We start from the raw sequence: 16,619 nt of genomic DNA, 5'->3' as shown, positions 1-16,619 counted from the left end.
CCCGACCGCCTCCGCGACCCGGATCCACCGAGGTGGGGACGCCTAAGGTACGAGGGATACGGGGGCGTACGGGAGGGGTGCGGGGGATGGACACGGGACGGGACACCGGGCCGGACGGGCAGCGGGAACGCGCCGGGGCGACAGTGCCCCAGGAGGGTCCGCCCGACCCGGCCGCGCACACCTCACCCGAGCCGCCGCGCTCCGCGGCTCCGGGCCTCGCCGAGACGACGCCCCACGAAGGGATGCGGCCCGAGGGGGCGCCACCGCCACCCCCGGGCCCGGACGCACCCCCGGGCCCGGACACCGACCCGCGCCCGGACACCGACCCGCGCCCGGACAGGCCCTCCCGGTACCGCCGGCTCCTCCGCGCCTGGCGTCATCCCCGCCTGCGGACACCCCGGCGGATCGCGCTCGGCCTGGTGCTGCTCCTGCTGCTCCCCCTCCTCGCCGCGGGCATCGCCCTGCGGGTGAACTACGCCGGTGACCCGGCCGCCGGCACCCAGACCCGGAACCGGGACGCGCTGTGGCTCGGGCACGCCTGGGTGGACGGCCGGAAGAGCGACGCGGACCTCGACGCGCTGGCGGAGCGGCTGCGGGGCACCGGGATACGGGACCTGTACGTGCACGCGGGGCCGCTGGAGCACGACGGCTCACTCCCGGCGACGGCGTACCCGTCGGCGGGGCGGCTGATCGCGGCCGTGCACGAGCACCTGCCCGGCGTCCGGGTCCAGGCCTGGCTCGGCGACGAACTCGCGACCGAGACGCCGGACGGCATGCGGCTGCGGCGGGCCGGCACCCGCGACGCCGTCGTGCGCTCGGCCGGCCGGATCCTGGACGCCGGGTTCGACGGCGTCCACTTCGACCTGGAACCCCTCCACTCGGGCGACGCCCACTACCTCGCGCTCCTGGACCGCCTGCACGCCCTCACCCGCGCCCGGCACGTCCCGCTCTCCGTCGCTTCCCACCAGATCGACCCGCTCCCCGGCCTGCACTCGGCGGCCGGTGCCCTCACCGGACACCCCAAGTGGTGGTCCCAGGCGTACTTCGGGCAGGTCGCCCGCCGCGTCGACCAGATCGCCGTCATGTCGTACGACACCGCCATGCCCCTCCAGAGCCTGTACGGCGGCTACGTCGCCCAGCAGACCGCCCTCGCCCTGGAGGTCACCCCGAAGTCGACCGACCTGCTGATGGGTCTGCCGTTCTTCCACGAGAACAAGATGGGACACAGCGCGTACGCCGAGACGGTCGCCGCGGCCGTCCGTGGAACCCGCCTCGGCCTCTCCCGCACGGACCGCTCCCGCGAACACTTCGGCGTCGCCCTCTACGTCGACTTCGCGGCCACGGAGACCGACTGGACGGCGTACCGCGAGGGCTGGGTCGGCAAGGAGTGACGTCCCCGCCCCGGCGTGCCATGATCCGGGCACGTCCCGCGGGCCGGGGCAGCGCGGGAAACGGGGGTGGGGGGACGGATGCACGCGTACCTCGTGGGACTGGCGGTACTGGCCGTCACGGGCGGCGCCGGACTCGGCGTCGCGGCGATCGCGGCCTCCTGGCTGCCGCCGTGGATCCGCCGCCGGATCGTCCGGCCGAGGCTGTGGGGCTGGGGCGCGCTGAGCGGGTCCGTGGGCATGTCCCTGTTCATGCTCCTGGGGCCGTTCCACGGCCCCGACGCCGACATGACGCCGTACGCGATGACCGGCATGGCCCTGTTCCTCGTGGGCCAGGCGCTCCAGATACTCGGACAGTATCCGGGCCGCGTCATCAAGCCGGCTGAAGAAAAGGCGAGTTGAGGCAGCGGCCTGTCGCGCCGGGAGCCTCGGGGGCGAGGACACGCTTCCCCGCCCCGCCTGCCCGGGGCCTCAGCCCCGCCGGCGCCCGATCTTCGAGCCCAGCCACACCAGCGGGTCGTACTTGCGGTCGACCGCTCGTTCCTTCAGCGGGATCAGGGCGTTGTCCGTGATCTTGATGCCCTCGGGGCAGACCTCGGTGCAGCACTTGGTGATGTTGCAGTAGCCGAGGCCGTGTTCGTCCTGGGCCGTGCGTTTGCGGTCCAGCCCGGAGTCCGCCGCCGCGTCCAGCGGATGCATGTCCAGTTCAGCCACCCGCATCAGGAAGCGGGGACCCGCGAACGCCGGTTTGTTCTCCTCGTGGTCACGGACCACGTGGCAGGTGTCCTGGCACAGGAAGCACTCGATGCACTTGCGGAACTCCTGCGAGCGGTCGACGTCCTCCTGCATCATCCGGTAGTCGCCGGGCCCGACGTCCGCGGGCGGCACGAAGGCCGGGACCTCGCGCGCCTTGGCGTAGTTGAAGCCGACGTCGGTCACCAGGTCCCGTACGACGGGGAACGCCCGCAGCGGGGTGACGGTGATCGTCTCCTCCCGGGTGAACACCGACATCCGCGTCATGCACAGCAGCCGCGGCCGGCCGTTGACCTCCGCCGAACACGAACCGCACTTGCCCGCCTTGCAGTTCCAGCGCACCGCGAGGTCGGGGGCCTGCGTCGCCTGGAGCCGGTGGATGATGTCGAGCACCACCTCGCCGTCGTTGACCTCGACCTCGAAGTCCTTCAGGCCGCCGCCCTTCACGTCCCCGCGCCACACCTTGAAGCGGGCCTCATAGCTGCTCACTCGTAGAGCTCCTCTTCGGCGAGGTACTTGACCAGCTCCTCCTTCTCGAAGAGGGCGAGCAGGTCGGGGCGGATGGGTTCGGTGTTCTCGCGGGTGAGGTCGATCTGGCCGCGTACGGGATCGGTGGCGGCCAGCCCGCCGCTCGGGTCGGTGAGCCGGCACAGCAGGTTGGCCCGGCGCCAGACGCGCTCCATCGCGGGATGGTCCTCACGGGTGTGCCCGCCGCGGGACTCCGTGCGCTCCAGCGCCGCCCGGGCCACGCATTCGCTGACGAGCAGCATGTTGCGCAGGTCGAGCGCGAGGTGCCAGCCGGGGTTGAACTGCCGGTGCCCCTCGACGCCGGCCCGGCGCGCCCGGACCCGCAGGTCGGCGAGCTTCTCCAGCGCCTGCTCCATCTCGGCCTCGCGCCGGATGATGCCGACCAGGTCGTTCATGGCCTGCTGGAGCTCCTGGTGCAGGGTGTACGGGTTCTCCGGCGGACGGCCGTTGTCCTCGCCGGGTACCGGGCCCTCCGCCGAGAAGGGCCGCAGCGCCTCCGCGGCGGCCGTGTCGACCTGGACCTCGTCCACGGGGGGCCGGTCGCCGGTGTGCCCGGCCGCGTGCTCGGCGGCGTGCAGTCCCGCGCGCCGCCCGAACACCAGCAGGTCGGAGAGGGAGTTGCCGCCGAGCCGGTTGGAGCCGTGCATGCCGCCCGCGACCTCGCCGGCCGCGAACAGCCCGGGGACACCGCGCGCCGCCGCCGTGTCCGAGTCGACCGCGATGCCGCCCATCACGTAGTGGCAGGTGGGCCCGACCTCCATCGCCTCGGCGGTGATGTCGACGTCGGCAAGCTCCTTGAACTGGTGGTACATGGAGGGGAGTCGGCGTCGGATCACCTCGGCGGGCATCCGGGTCGACACGTCGAGGAAGACCCCGCCGTGCGGCGATCCGCGACCGGCCTTCACCTCGGAGTTGATGGCCCGCGCGACCTCGTCGCGGGGGAGCAGTTCCGGTGGGCGCCGGTTGTGGTCCGGGTCCTCGTACCAGCGGTCGCCCTCCTCCTCCGACTGCGCGTACTTCTCCTTGAAGACGTCGGGGATGTAGTCGAACATGAAGCGTTCTCCGTCGGAGTTGCGCAGCACCCCGCCGTCGCCCCGGACCGACTCGGTGACGAGGATCCCCTTGACGGACGGCGGCCAGACCATACCGGTCGGGTGGAACTGCACGAACTCCATGTTGAGCAGCGGCGCCCCGGCGAGCAGCGCGAGGGCGTGCCCGTCGCCGGTGTACTCCCACGAGTTGGACGTCACCTTGAAGGACTTGCCGATGCCGCCGGTGGCGATCACCACGGAGGGTGCTTCGAGGACGAAGAAGCGGCCCGACTCGCGCTCGTAGCAGAAGGTCCCGGACACCCGCTGCCCGTCCTTCAGGATCCGGGTGACGGTGCACTCCTGATAGATCTTCAGGCGGGACTCGTAGTCGCCGGTCTCCCGCATGTCCTCCTGCTGGAGGGACACGATCTTCTGCTGGAGCGTGCGGATCAGTTCGAGCCCGGTACGGTCGCCGACGTGCGCGAGGCGCGGGTACTCGTGGCCGCCGAAGTTGCGCTGCGAGATCCGTCCGTCTTTCGTGCGGTCGAAGAGGGCGCCCCAGGTCTCCAGCTCCCAGACCCGGTCGGGTGCCTCGCGGGCGTGCAGCTCGGCCATCCGCCACTGGTTGAGGAACTTGCCGCCGCGCATGGTGTCGCGGAAGTGGACCTGCCAGTTGTCGCCGGAGTTCACGTTGCCCATGGCGGCGGCGATGCCGCCCTCGGCCATCACCGTGTGCGCCTTGCCGAACAGCGACTTGCAGATCACCGCCGTACGGGCGCCGCGCTCGCGTGCCTCGATCGCGGCGCGCAGTCCGGCGCCACCGGCACCGACCACGACGACGTCCCACTCCTGTCGGTCGACCACGGACATCAGGGGGCTCCACCCAATCTAGAAGAAGCGCGGATCGTCGAAGGCGCCGGACGCGACGAGGTACACGTAGAAGTCGGCCACCGCCACGCTGATCAACGAGGCCCAGGCCAGCTGCATGTGACGGGCGTTCACCTTCCCGACCCACTGCCACATCCGGTAGCGCACGGGATGCTTGGAGAAGTGCTTCAGCTTTCCGCCGACGATGTGCCGGCAGGAGTGGCAGGACAGGGTGTAGGCCCAGATCAGCGTGATGTTGACGAGGAACACCAGCGTGCCGAGCCCCATGTGGCCCCAGGCGTAGTGCTCGTCGCGGAACGACAGAACGGTGTCGTACGTGAGGATGCCGGCGACGACGAGGGCCGCGTAGAAGAAGTACCGGTGGATGTTCTGCAGGATCAGCGGGAAGCGGGTCTCGCCGGAGTACTTCTTGTGCGGCTCGGCGACCGCGCAGGCCGGCGGGCTGGCCCAGAAGCCGCGGTAGTAGGCCTTGCGGTAGTAGTAGCAGGTCAGCCGGAACCCGAGCGGGAAGACCAGGATGATGATGGCGGGCGAGATGCCCCACCAGCTCCCGAAGAGGTCGGCGTTCGGCCCGGCGCGCATGGTCCCGCACCGCTCCGCCAGACAGGGCGAGTAGAACGGCGAGACGTACGGCGCCGCGTAGTAGTCCGTGTCCGCGAAGGCCCGCCACGTCGAGTACACGACGAAGGCCAGCAGCCCGGCCGCGGTGACGGCGGGCGCCAGCCACCAGCGGTCGGTCCGCAGATGCGGTGCGGCGATCGCGGCGCGCGTGCCGGCGCGTACACCGCCGCTGTTCAGATGGGGTTCCGTACCAGTGGCCAACTTCGCACTCCGGTCGGGTTCGGGGGCGCGCCGGTGTCGAGGGCGCTCAGTGGGTGGGACCGTGGGGCGAGCCGAGACCCTCGTCGTCGGAGTCGGTCCACAGCGAGCTGTCGTACGGGGTGTCGGGGATCCGCACCAGGTCGGGCCGCAGCCCGGACGCGGGTCCCGCCGGTCCGGGAACGGCCGGGAGCCCGGCTGGGCCCGTGCTGGCCTCGCGCAGCAGCGCGACGCTCTCGCGCAGGTGGTCGGCGTCGGCGCGGACGCGGCGCATCTCCAGGCCGGTGCCCATGTGCTGTTCCAGGCGTCGCACCGACCGCTGCAGGTCGTCGAGGCAGCGCTGGACCGATGTCAGGTCGTCGTGCACGGACATGACTTGCCCTCACTTCCGGGCCCCGCGGCCCCAGGCGGCAACGTTCATGCGCCTGCGAGTGTTGCGCGTCACACACACCCGTGTGAAGGCGTGTGCACGGATTGAGGGCTCATCCGCCCGAGATCGCGCCGTGCGCGCCGGGATCTTCACCCGTGCACCTGCCCGCGCGCCCCGTGTGCCGTCCGCACGCCCCCGCCGAGGAACCGCCGAGGGCCCGCGTCGAGGACCCGCGGCCCGTGCGGTGGGTGCCCCGGCCCCGCTCGCCGGCCGGATCCCCCTGGCGCCGAGCCCGGGATTGCGCCGCACGGGTGGGGTTCCGTACCGCTGCCGCCGTGTCGCCCCCTCCGGCCGCCCTCGCTCACCTTCAGTGGACGCATAGATCTGATCAGCTCCAAATAAGCCCAATGGTGATCAGAAGCAGTACGTGACCCAGACAGCGGAGCGTCCCCCGGAGGTTGCAGTGATGTCCCACGACGGCGTCGGACTGCGCGCGGTGATGCGCTCGGCCGCATTCCTCACCGCGGGCGTGCTCGCGGTACCCCTCCTCTCCGCGTGCAGCGCGGACGACGAGGCGGACAGGCCGGCGGCCGCGCAGGACATCGCTCCCGCGTCCCGAGACCAGGTCGCCGACGGCGGCACCCTGCGCTGGGCGGTGGACGCGGTCCCGGAGACGCTGAACGCGTTCCAGGCGGACGCGGACGCGGCCACCTCCCGGGTCGCCGGCGCCGTCCTGCCCTCGATGTACCGGCTCGACGCGAACGGGCGGCCGCAGATCAACCCCGACTACCTGGAGTCGGCCAAGGTCGTCGGCACCGAACCCAAGCAGGTGGTGCTGTACAAGCTCAACCAGCAGGCCGTCTGGAGCGACGGGCGCGAGATCGGCGCCGCCGACTTCGCCGCCCAGTGGCGCGCCCTGTCCGGCAAGGACTCCGCGTACTGGACGGCCCGCAACGCGGGCTATGACCGCATCGAGAAGATCGAGCGGGGCAAGAACGACCTGGAGGTCCGCGTCACCTTCGCGCGGCCCTACGCCGACTGGAAGTCACTGTTCAGTCCGCTGTACCCGAAGAGCGTCATGGGCACCGCGGACTCCTTCAACGACGGAGCCCGGCGCAAGCTCAAGGTCTCCGCCGGTCCCTTCGCGGTGAAGAAGGTCGACGTCAAGGACGGCCAGGTCCAGCTCACCCGCAACCCGCGCTGGTGGGGCAGCCCCACCAAGCTCTCCGAGATCGACCTGGTCGCCGTGGCCCGGGACAAGCGGGCCGCCGCGCTCGCCGCCGACGAGCTCGACATGGCCGAGATCGACCCCGCGGACGCCGAGCGCATCACCGCCGCCCGCGGCAGGTCCGGCCCGCTGAAGGACGCGTCCGCCACGGGCACGCCGTCGGCGGGAGCGACCCCCGGGAAGGGCGACAAGAGCGAGAAGGCAGAGAAGGGCGACTCCGGCGGGAAATCCGGAAAGAGCGAGGACGCCGAGGACGACGGCAAGCGCCGGAGCGAGGAGTCCTCGGACGGCTCGGACGCCGACGAGAAGGACACCACCGGCACCAAGGCAGGCAAGGCGAAGGCGAAGGCCGCCGAACAGCAGGCCGCGCTGAGCGCCTTCGTGGTGCGCAAGTCCCTGGAACCCGCCTACACCCAGCTCGCCCTCAACGGGTCCGAGGGCCCCCTCGCCGACGAGCGGGTCCGCCGCGCCGTGGCCCGTGCCCTGGACCGCAAGGAACTGGCCAAGGTGGTCCTGAAGCCGCTGGGTCTGCCCGCCGAGCCGGTCGGCAGCCACCTCGCCCTCATCGGACAGGCGGCGTACTCCGACAACAGCGGCGCGCTCGGCGGCCAGGACACCGCCGAGGCGCGGGCGCTCCTCGCGGACGCCGGTTGGGTGCCCGGCGGACCGGTCACCGAGCAGAAGAAGACGGAGAAGGCCGCCGGGTCCAAGGGCAAGAAGGCCGACACGGACGACAGCCCGGGCGACGACGGGACGTACATCGTCGGCGAGGACAACAAGCCGTCCGAGGCCGAGCGGGACCTGCGCAAGGACCCCAAGGACCACACCGGCGCGCACGAGCGGACCAGCGCGCAGTCCGGCATCCAGGCCGACGAGCAGCAGGCCGGCAAGCAGTACGCCAAGCAGGGCGGGGCCCAGGGCGCGTACGCGCCGAAGGGCACGGCCGCTCCCGCGGGCGCCGCGTCGGGCGCGCTCGCCAAGGACGGCAAGCCGCTGACCCTCCGCTTCGTCCTGCCCTCCGGACAGGGCTCCGAGTCGCTGCGCGCCGTCGCCGACAGGATCGCGCGGATGCTCCAGCGCATCGGCATCCGCACGGACATCTCCAAGGTCTCCGACGCGAGCTACTTCAAGGACCACATCGCCTCGGGCCAGTACGACCTGGCGCTCTACTCGTGGCCCGGCTCCGCCTACCCGGCCACCGACGCCCGCCCGATCTACTCCAAGCCCGTCCCGGGGGCCGACGGCTCGCTGAGCGTGGAGCAGAACTACACCCGCGTCGGCACCGACCAGGTGGATCAGCTGTTCGACCAGGCACTGTCGACGCTGGACGAGGGCGAGGAGCGCTCCCTGGTCCGCAAGGCCGACGCCCGCATCTGGGCCGCGGCCGGTTCCATCCCCCTCTACCAGCGCCCCCAGCTGACCGCCGTCCGCACCGGTCTCGCCAACGCCGGAGCCTTCGGTTTCCAGACCCCGGTGTACGAGGACATGGGCTTCCTGAAGAAGGGCGCGCACCCCGTGGCGAGCCCGTCGAAGACCGGATGACCTGCGGATGAACCGCGCGGGCCCGCCATGCGGCGGGCTCGCGCGGACCCGCCCCCCGTGGCCCTGCGGAGGTTGCCTCCGCCAGGGCCACGTACCATGGGGTAAGGCCGTGGCGTGTTCAGCCCGGCAGGCCCCGCGACGCGGAGGCCGTCCACTCACTCCGGGAGAAGCGCCTCAATATGGCCACGCGCCACGACATCCGCAACGTCGCCATCGTCGCCCACGTCGACCACGGCAAGACCACTCTGGTCGACGCCATGCTCAAGCAGGCCGGTGCCTTCGCCGCGCACGCCGCCGAGTCGCTCGACGACCGCATGATGGACTCGAACGACCTGGAACGTGAGAAGGGCATCACGATCCTGGCGAAGAACACGGCGGTCAAGTACCACCCGAAGGATGGCGGCGAAGCCATCACGATCAACATCATCGACACCCCCGGCCACGCCGACTTCGGTGGTGAGGTCGAGCGCGGCCTGTCGATGGTGGACGCCGTCGTGCTCCTCGTCGACGCCTCCGAGGGCCCGCTGCCCCAGACCCGCTTCGTGCTGCGCAAGGCGCTGCACGCCCGGCTGCCCGTCATCCTGTGCATCAACAAGACGGACCGCCCGGACGCGCGCATCGACGAGGTCGTGAACGAGGCGTACGACCTCTTCCTCGACCTGGACGCCGACGAGGACCAGATCGAGTTCCCGATCGTCTACGCGTGTGCGCGTGACGGCGTGGCCTCGCTGACCAAGCCGGAGGACGGCACCGTCCCGGCCGACAGCGACAGCCTGGAGCCGTTCTTCACGACGATCCTCGAGTCGGTCCCGGCCCCGTCCTACGACGAGACCGCGCCGCTGCAGGCCCACGTCACCAACCTGGACGCCGACAACTTCCTCGGCCGTATCGCGCTGCTCCGTGTGGAGCAGGGTGAGCTGCGCAAGGGCCAGAACGTCACGTGGATCAAGCGCGACGGCACGATGGCGAACGTCCGCATCACCGAGCTGCTGATGACCGAGGCGCTCACCCGCAAGCCCGCCGAGAAGGCGGGCCCCGGTGACATCTGTGCCGTCGCCGGTATCCCGGACATCATGATCGGCGAGACCCTCGCCGACCCCGAGAACCCGATCGCGCTGCCGCTGATCACGGTCGACGAGCCGGCGATCTCCATGACCATCGGTACGAACACCTCTCCGATGGTCGGCCGCGGTGCGACCGGCAAGGGCGCGGACGCCAAGGCCGCGGTCAAGGACCGCAAGGTCACCGCCCGCCAGGTCAAGGACCGCCTCGACCGCGAGCTGATCGGTAACGTCTCGCTGCGCGTGCTCGACACCGAGCGTCCGGACGCGTGGGAGGTCCAGGGCCGTGGTGAGCTCGCGCTCGCCATCCTGGTCGAGCAGATGCGCCGCGAGGGCTTCGAGCTGACCATCGGCAAGCCGCAGGTCGTCACCCAGATCGTCGACGGCAAGGTCCACGAGCCGGTCGAGCGCATGACGATCGACGTCCCCGAGGAGCACATGGGCGCGGTCACGCAGCTCATGGGCGTCCGCAAGGGCCGGATGGACAACATGTCGAACCACGGCTCCGGCTGGGTCCGTCTGGAGTTCGTCGTCCCGTCCCGCGGCCTCATCGGCTTCCGTACGGAGTTCCTGACCGGCACGCGCGGCACGGGCATCGCCCACTCCATCCACGAGGGCCACGAGCCCTGGTTCGGCACCCTGACGACCCGTAACAACGGCTCGCTCGTCGCCGACCGCTCCGGAGCCGTCACCGCGTTCGCGATGACGAATCTCCAGGAGCGCGGCGTGCTGTTCACCGACCCCGGCACCGAGGTGTACGAGGGCATGATCGTCGGCGAGAACTCGCGCGCCGACGACATGGACGTGAACATCACCAAGGAGAAGAAGCTCACGAACATGCGGTCGGCCGCGGCCGACTCGTTCGAGGCGATCGTTCCGCCGCGCAAGCTCTCGCTGGAGCAGTCCCTGGAGTTCTGCCGCGACGACGAGTGCGTCGAGGTGACCCCGGAGGCCGTTCGCATCCGCAAGGTCGTCCTGGACCAGAAGGAGCGCGGTCGCTCCGCGAGCCGCGCCAAGCACGGCTGATCCACCGGCCGTAGCGCCCGGTCCGACCCGCCGCGCCGGCGTTCAGCCGGCCGGTCGGGACGGGCCGATCCACCCGTCGTGACGAGTGGATCCACCGGCAACCGAGCCCGGGTGCCCCCAAGCATGGGGGCACCCGGGCTTTTTGCAACCCGTTTTCCGCCCCGCCATGTCCGAAATGCGGAGCCCCTCGACCGATACGCATGTAACACGTCCGTTTCGGGGGCTTCTCCGGCAGATCATTTTGTCCAGATTTTGGAAGATGTACGCGGTAGCTGTGATGGAACCGAGACCTAAAGGCTGTGGTCGGTTATCTGGCTCATGTCAGATAGTTAGCCGCGTAACGCTCGGGTCAATGGGTCATGCGCTGTGGGGACAGTGCCGACTCACGAGCACAGTGGGGTGCTTGATCCTCCGTCAGGGGTGTCGGAGGTCAGCAGTGCCCCTCCTGTCCGTGCACCGGTTGAGTCATGAGGAGGTACCCATGTGTGGTGTCACCAGCACCATGTGGGTCGCATCGTCCCCCGCGATCCGCGACGAGGCGGAGTTCCGATCACGACTCTGTGCCCGCGTGCGCTGACGCCGCGGCCCGGGCACAGGCCCGGCCCGGTGCGTCGCTGAGCACCACCCGGTTCCCCGTCCTTGGCGGCGGACCCCGATGTGGTTCCAACTACGCGCGTCCGACTGGGAGTTCCGGTCGGCGACCGGGTAATTGACGTCTCTTCTCAACCGAACGGCGGCCTGGCACACCAGGTGACGGCCGCCGACTCGGCGCAGCCTCATCCGCTCCTGCGGACCGGCCGCGTCCGGGTACGGCACACCCACACTTGCGGAATGGGCGAATTGTGACGAGTCCTATCGAGACTGAGGACGGCGCTGGACCGGTCGCCGTGGACGACGGGCAGGTGGCGGCCGCGCGACCCGAGGCCGATCAGCTCGTCGGCCGGTCTCCCGGCCAGTTGATGTGGATCCGCTTCAAGCGGGACCGCTCGGGGGTCATCTCCGCCTATGTCGTGGGGTTCTACTTCCTGATCGCGATACTCGCACCGCTGATCGGCAAGCTGTACGGCAAGAACCCGTACACCGTGTACGCGGACGAGCGTCCCGAGCTCTTCGACAGCGCGGGCGTGCCGATCCAGCCCAACGGCGGTATCAGCAGCGAGTTCTGGTTCGGCCTCGAGCCGGGCAACGGCTACGACGTCTTCACCAAGCTGATCTTCGGCATCCGGACCTCGCTGATGATCTCCGTGGCGGTCACGATCGCCGTCGTGATCACCGGCATCCTCCTGGGAGTCACCGCCGGCTACATCGGCGGCAAGGTCGACTACGGCATCAGCCGCGTCATCGACTTCCTGCTGGCCTTCCCCTCGCAGCTCTTCTTCATCGCGAGCATGCCCGTCGTGGTCTCGCTCTTCGTGAGTCCCCGCGACGAGACACCCACCTACGTCCGCGTGGTCGCGCTGATCGCGGTCCAGTGGGTGCTCGGCTGGATGAGTCTGGCCCGCATCCTGCGGGGCACCGCACTCGCCCTGCGGGAAAGGGAGTTCATCGAGGCGGCCAAGGTGAGCGGCGCGCCGCCCTGGCGGATCATCCGCAAGGAGGTGCTGCCCAACGTGGTGACACCGCTCCTCGTGCAGGCCACCTACCTGCTCCCGAACTTCGTGACGATCGAGGCGGGCCTGTCGTTCCTCGGTGTCGGCATCGTCGAACCGACGCCCGACTGGGGACAGATGTTCTCCAAGGCCTCGACCGAACTCGTCCTGCAGAACGACATCACCTACATGTTCTTCCCGGGCATCTCGATGATCATCTTCGTCGTCGCGTTCAACCTGCTCGGGGATTCGGTCAGGGACGCCTTCGATCCCAAGACGGCTCGCTGACCACAGAGTTGTGGGCGCCTTCGCCCCGATTTCGAACGGCACTTCCACAGCACATCAACGGCACTTCACTGGTCGACCAAAAGCGACTCACCAGCACCGCAGGTGCACTTGTTCGCACTGGTGATACACAGATGGGTAGGAATCTGAGTGATGAGTAGGGGCGGACGCCACGCATACGCCGCGATCTCCGTGCTCGCGGCGGGAGCTCTCGTGCTCACCGGTTGCAGCAAGGGCGGCAGCGACAGCAAGGACGACAACAAGAAGGACAAGGAGAACGCGCAGCGGCAGCAGGCGTCGATCAAGTTCGGCGACGCCGCCGACTCCACCGGCCCCGCGGCCGAGGTCCCCGGCGCGAAGAGCGGCGGCACGATGGAGGTCCTCCAGCGTGACAGCTACGCGCACCTGGACCCGGGCCAGATCTACGTGTCCGACGAGGGCTCCCTCGCGACGCTGCTCCACCGCGGCCTGACCGGCTACAAGGCCACGAGCGACGACGGCTCCAAGCACGAGGTCGTCGGCGACCTCGCCACCGACTCCGGCACGACGACGGACGGCGGCAAGACCTGGAAGTACACGCTCAAGGACGGCATCAAGTTCCAGGACGGCACGCCGATCACGTCCAAGGACGTCCGTCAGACCATGGAGCGCCTCTTCGCGCCGTTCATCAACCAGGGCCCGCCCTACGTCCAGCAGTGGCTCGCGGACAGCCCGGGCGCGGACTACCGCAAGCTGCTGAAGGACGGCCCCTACAAGGGCAAGCACCTGCCGGACAGCATCCTGCAGACGCCGGACGACAAGACCATCGTCTTCAAGTTCAAGTCGCCGCACGCCGACCTCCCGTACGCCCTCGCCATGGCGGGCTACGCGATCGTCTCCGCCAAGGGTGACACCAAGGAGAAGTACGACCGGGCGCCGGTGGCGGCCGGACCGTACAAGATCCAGTCGTTCAAGTCCGGCAAGTCGATGGTCCTGGTGAAGAACACCAACTGGGACCCGAAGACCGACCCGATCCGTCACCAGTACGTGGACAAGTTCAACTTCACGTTCAACCAGCAGTACGAGGCGTCCACCAAGACGCTGCTGGCCGACTCGGGTGCCGACCAGGCCGGCATCAGCTTCAACAACCAGGTCGACGCGGGCAACCTGTCCAAGGTCCTGACCGACCCGAAGATGAAGTCGCGCACCGTCTCCGGCTTCCAGCCGTACGTCGGTCAGATGAACATCAACATGAGCCACCCGGCCCTCAAGGACAAGAAGATCCGCGAGGCCATCGCCTACGCCCTGCCGATCACGCCGTTCGTGCGTGCCTTCGGCGGCAACGACGCGATGGAGGTCGCCGGCGGCCTCATCAGCCCGACCGTCAGCGGCTACGACGCCTCGTTCGACCCGTTCGGCAAGCGCAAGAAGCCGGCCGGTGACCCGGACAAGGCCAAGGCCCTGCTGAAGGAAGCGGGCAAGGTGGGCATGAAGCTGACCTTCGGCTACATCAACACCCCCGAGGGCCAGCAGTACTCCACCGCCATGGCCGCGGGTCTGAAGAAGGCCGGCTTCGACGTCCAGCGCCAGGAGATCCCGGCCGAGACGTACTACGACCAGGTCAGCAAGCTCGACAACAACTACGACATCTTCCACACCGCGTGGGGTGCCGACTGGCCGTCCGCCTCGACCGTGATCCCGCCGCTGTACGACGGCCGCGGAATCGCCGACGGCGCGCAGAACTACTCGCAGGTCAACGACCCCAAGGTCAACGCGGACATCGACCGCATCAACAAGATCACCGACCCGGTCAAGGCCGCGGCCGCGTGGGAGAAGGTCGACCAGTACCTGGTCAAGGACGTCGTCAACGTCGTCCCGACCGCGTACTACAAGCAGACTCAGATCGCCGGTTCCAAGGTCGGCGGCCTGGTCTACGACGACGTGATCGGTGGCGTCGACCCGCGTCGCCTGTTCGTCAAGTAACCGTCGCTCTGACGGGGCCCGGTGCACCTGCCGCTCGACGAGCGGCACGCACCGGGCCCCGCCGGGCCCGCTGACGTCTGAGAGCTGCCCCTGTCATGCTGCGCTTCCTCGTTCGCCGCTCACTCGGCGCCGTCGTCATCCTGTTTCTGCTGAGTATCGTCGCGTTCCTGCTGTTCTTCGGGATGCCGAGGGACCCCGGGCTGCTGATGTGCGGCAAGACATGCACGCCTGCCAACCTCGAGAACATCCACCACGTGCTCGGGCTCGACAAGTCCATCCCCGAGCAGTACGGGATCTTCCTGCACAACCTCGTGCTGGGCAGCAGTGACTTCACCCAAGGGCCGTGCCCCGCGCCCTGCTTCGGGTACTCGTACCACACCAACGAGCAGGTCTGGGGCACGCTCATGGACCGGCTGCCCACCACCGTCTCGCTGACGCTGGGCGCCGCCGTCATCTTCCTCATCGTCGGCCTCGGCACGGGCATGTTCTCCGCCTGGAAGCGGGGCACGCTCTTCGACAAGTCGGTGACGGCCGGGGCGATGATCCTCAGCTCGATGCAGATCTACTTCCTGGGTCCGCTGGCGCTGGCGGCGCTCGTCTACCAGACCCACCTGTTCTCCAAGCCCGCGTACAACGACTTCCTGGCCAACCCCGCGACCTGGTTCAGCGGACTGTTCATCCCCTGGGTGATCCTCTCCACGATCTTCGCCTCGCAGTACACGCGTATGGCGCGGTCGTCGATGATCGAGCAGCTCCAGGAGGAGCACGTCCGCACCGCGCGCGCGAAGGGCATGTCACGCAAGTACGTCTTCTTCCGCTACGCCTGGCGCGGTTCCCTCATCCCCATCGTCACCATCTTCGGCATCGACCTCGGCTCGCTGCTCGGCGGCGCGATCATCACCGAGTACACGTTCGGCCTGCCCGGACTCGGCCAACTCGCCGTCCAGGCGGTCTTCTTCAGCGACCTTCCGCTGCTGCTGGGCGTGATGCTCTTCTCCGCCGCCATGATCCTGCTGTTCAACATCATCGTGGATGCCTGCTACGCCTTCATCGACCCGCGCGTGCGGCTGTCCTAGGAGCATTCCGTGACCACTCTGACCAAGGAATCGGGCGCCGGCGTACCGGCGGACTCGGGCGCCTTCCTCTCGGTGCGTGACCTGTACGTCCGGTTCAAGACCGAGGACGGTGTCGTCAAGGCCGTCGACGGGCTCTCCTTCGACCTGGAACGCGGCAAGACCCTCGGCATCGTGGGGGAGTCGGGCTCCGGCAAGTCGGTCACCAACCTGACCGTCCTCGGCCTGCACAACCCGATGTTCACCACCATCGAGGGCGAGATCGTGCTCGACGGGCAGGAGCTGATCACCGCCCGCGAGTCGGAGTTGGAGAAGGTGCGCGGCAACAAGGCCGCGATGATCTTCCAGGACCCGCTGACGGCGCTGTCCCCGTACTACACGGTGGGCCGGCAGATCGCCGAGCCGTTCATGAAGCACACCGGGGCGTCGAAGAAGGCCGGCTGGGACCGGGCCGTCGAGATGCTCGGCAAGGTCGGCATCCCGAACCCCAGGGAGCGGGCGAAGGACTACCCGCACCAGTTCTCCGGCGGTATGCGCCAGCGCGCGATGATCGCCATGGCCCTGGTCTGCGACCCCGACCTGCTCATCGCGGACGAGCCGACCACCGCGCTCGACGTCACCGTCCAGGCGCAGATCCTCGACCTCCTGAAGGACCTCCAGCAGGAGTTCGGCTCGGCGATCATCTTCATCACGCACGACCTGGGCGTCATCGCCGACATGGCCGACGACATCATGGTGATGTACGCGGGCGGGGCGGTGGAACGCGGCTCCGTGAGCGAGGTGCTCCGATCACCCCAGCACCCGTACACCTGGGGCCTGTTGAACTCGATGCCGCGCCTCGACTCGGACATCGACACGCCGCTGGCGCCCATTCCCGGCGCGCCCCCCTCCCTGCTGAGGCCGCCGTCCGGGTGCCGGTTCCACCCCCGCTGCACCTTCCAGGGCGAGGTCGGGGGCACGCGCTGCGTGGACGAACTTCCGCTGCTCCCGGCGGGCCGGGGAGGCGCCTGCCACCTCACGGCCCAGCAGAAGCAGGCCATTTTCATCGAGCAGATCAAGCCCCGGCTGCGTTAGGG

The 16,619-nt window shown here is 69.4% G+C and carries 12 protein-coding genes; 8 read left to right on the top strand and 4 right to left on the bottom strand.

Annotated elements, in window-relative coordinates; genetic code table 11:
* The first annotated feature begins 86 nt into the window (after nucleotides 1–86).
* The gene (locus AB0C62_RS16545; protein ID WP_362973674.1) at nucleotides 87–1,391 is read left to right on the top strand and encodes a hypothetical protein; all 1,305 of its coding nucleotides are present in this window, start codon (nucleotides 87–89) and stop codon (nucleotides 1,389–1,391) included.
* 78 nt (nucleotides 1,392–1,469) lie between these two features.
* A complete protein-coding gene (locus tag AB0C62_RS16540) occupies nucleotides 1,470–1,790 on the top strand; it encodes a hypothetical protein (protein WP_362973672.1) in 321 nt (106 codons plus the stop codon).
* A 69-nt stretch (nucleotides 1,791–1,859) separates the two neighbouring features.
* Here the strand turns inward: AB0C62_RS16540 and AB0C62_RS16535 are convergent, their stop codons facing one another.
* The 4 genes from AB0C62_RS16535 to AB0C62_RS16520 are packed head-to-tail and all read right to left on the bottom strand — an operon-like array spanning nucleotide 1,860 to nucleotide 5,780.
* Nucleotides 1,860–2,630 (bottom strand): succinate dehydrogenase/fumarate reductase iron-sulfur subunit, encoded by a 771-nt coding sequence (locus AB0C62_RS16535; protein WP_362973670.1) that lies wholly within the window; start codon nucleotides 2,628–2,630, stop codon nucleotides 1,860–1,862.
* Nucleotides 2,627–4,570: a fumarate reductase/succinate dehydrogenase flavoprotein subunit gene (locus tag AB0C62_RS16530; RefSeq protein ID WP_362973668.1), complete on the bottom strand. Its 1,944-nt coding sequence runs from the start codon at nucleotides 4,568–4,570 to the stop codon at nucleotides 2,627–2,629. Before AB0C62_RS16530 ends, AB0C62_RS16535 begins: the two co-directional genes overlap by 4 nt.
* An 18-nt stretch (nucleotides 4,571–4,588) precedes the next feature.
* Complete coding sequence (locus tag AB0C62_RS16525; RefSeq protein ID WP_362973666.1) at nucleotides 4,589–5,410, bottom strand: hypothetical protein; 822 nt, start codon at nucleotides 5,408–5,410, stop codon at nucleotides 4,589–4,591.
* 46 nt (nucleotides 5,411–5,456) lie between these two features.
* Nucleotides 5,457–5,780 (bottom strand): hypothetical protein, encoded by a 324-nt coding sequence (locus tag AB0C62_RS16520; RefSeq protein ID WP_362973664.1) that lies wholly within the window; start codon nucleotides 5,778–5,780, stop codon nucleotides 5,457–5,459.
* A 463-nt stretch (nucleotides 5,781–6,243) separates the two neighbouring features.
* Here AB0C62_RS16520 and AB0C62_RS16515 point away from each other — a divergent pair, with 463 nt between their 5' ends.
* The 6 genes from AB0C62_RS16515 to AB0C62_RS16490 all read left to right on the top strand — a co-directional run bounded on the left by AB0C62_RS16515 (nucleotide 6,244) and on the right by AB0C62_RS16490 (nucleotide 16,617).
* Nucleotides 6,244–8,547, top strand: coding sequence for an ABC transporter family substrate-binding protein (locus AB0C62_RS16515; protein WP_362973662.1), 2,304 nt, complete (start codon nucleotides 6,244–6,246; stop codon nucleotides 8,545–8,547).
* Between the two features lie 179 nt (nucleotides 8,548–8,726).
* Nucleotides 8,727–10,634, top strand: coding sequence for a translational GTPase TypA (gene typA / locus AB0C62_RS16510; RefSeq protein ID WP_164372063.1), 1,908 nt, complete (start codon nucleotides 8,727–8,729; stop codon nucleotides 10,632–10,634).
* 887 nt (nucleotides 10,635–11,521) lie between these two features.
* Complete coding sequence (locus tag AB0C62_RS16505) at nucleotides 11,522–12,511, top strand: ABC transporter permease (RefSeq protein WP_362973660.1); 990 nt, start codon at nucleotides 11,522–11,524, stop codon at nucleotides 12,509–12,511.
* Between the two features lie 150 nt (nucleotides 12,512–12,661).
* Nucleotides 12,662–14,470 carry an ABC transporter substrate-binding protein gene (locus AB0C62_RS16500; RefSeq protein ID WP_362973658.1) on the top strand — a complete coding sequence of 603 codons (1,809 nt, stop codon included), beginning with the start codon at nucleotides 12,662–12,664 and terminating at the stop codon, nucleotides 14,468–14,470.
* Nucleotides 14,471–14,565: 95 nt separating this feature from the next.
* Nucleotides 14,566–15,546, top strand: coding sequence for an ABC transporter permease (locus AB0C62_RS16495; RefSeq protein ID WP_362973656.1), 981 nt, complete (start codon nucleotides 14,566–14,568; stop codon nucleotides 15,544–15,546).
* 9 nt (nucleotides 15,547–15,555) lie between these two features.
* Nucleotides 15,556–16,617: an ABC transporter ATP-binding protein gene (locus AB0C62_RS16490; RefSeq protein WP_362973654.1), complete on the top strand. Its 1,062-nt coding sequence runs from the start codon at nucleotides 15,556–15,558 to the stop codon at nucleotides 16,615–16,617.
* Nucleotides 16,618–16,619 lie beyond the last annotated feature (2 nt).

The sequence above is a fragment of the Streptomyces sp. NPDC048643 genome (assembly GCF_040650615.1).
Lineage (GTDB): Bacteria > Actinomycetota > Actinomycetes > Streptomycetales > Streptomycetaceae > Streptomyces.
This window is presented reverse-complemented; position numbering and strand designations above follow the sequence as displayed.

What these genes read in the sequence shown, in the direction of transcription:
- AB0C62_RS16545 (WP_362973674.1), top strand. Translation starts at nt 87, where the DNA reads ATGGACACGGGACGGGACACCGGGCCGGACGGGCAGCGGGAACGCGCC.
- AB0C62_RS16540 (WP_362973672.1), top strand. Translation starts at nt 1,470, where the DNA reads ATGCACGCGTACCTCGTGGGACTGGCGGTACTGGCCGTCACGGGCGGC.
- AB0C62_RS16530 (WP_362973668.1), bottom strand. Translation starts at nt 4,570, where the DNA reads ATGTCCGTGGTCGACCGACAGGAGTGGGACGTCGTCGTGGTCGGTGCC.
- AB0C62_RS16520 (WP_362973664.1), bottom strand. Translation starts at nt 5,780, where the DNA reads ATGTCCGTGCACGACGACCTGACATCGGTCCAGCGCTGCCTCGACGAC.
- AB0C62_RS16515 (WP_362973662.1), top strand. Translation starts at nt 6,244, where the DNA reads ATGTCCCACGACGGCGTCGGACTGCGCGCGGTGATGCGCTCGGCCGCA.
- typA (WP_164372063.1), top strand. Translation starts at nt 8,727, where the DNA reads ATGGCCACGCGCCACGACATCCGCAACGTCGCCATCGTCGCCCACGTC.
- AB0C62_RS16500 (WP_362973658.1), top strand. Translation starts at nt 12,662, where the DNA reads ATGAGTAGGGGCGGACGCCACGCATACGCCGCGATCTCCGTGCTCGCG.
- AB0C62_RS16495 (WP_362973656.1), top strand. Translation starts at nt 14,566, where the DNA reads ATGCTGCGCTTCCTCGTTCGCCGCTCACTCGGCGCCGTCGTCATCCTG.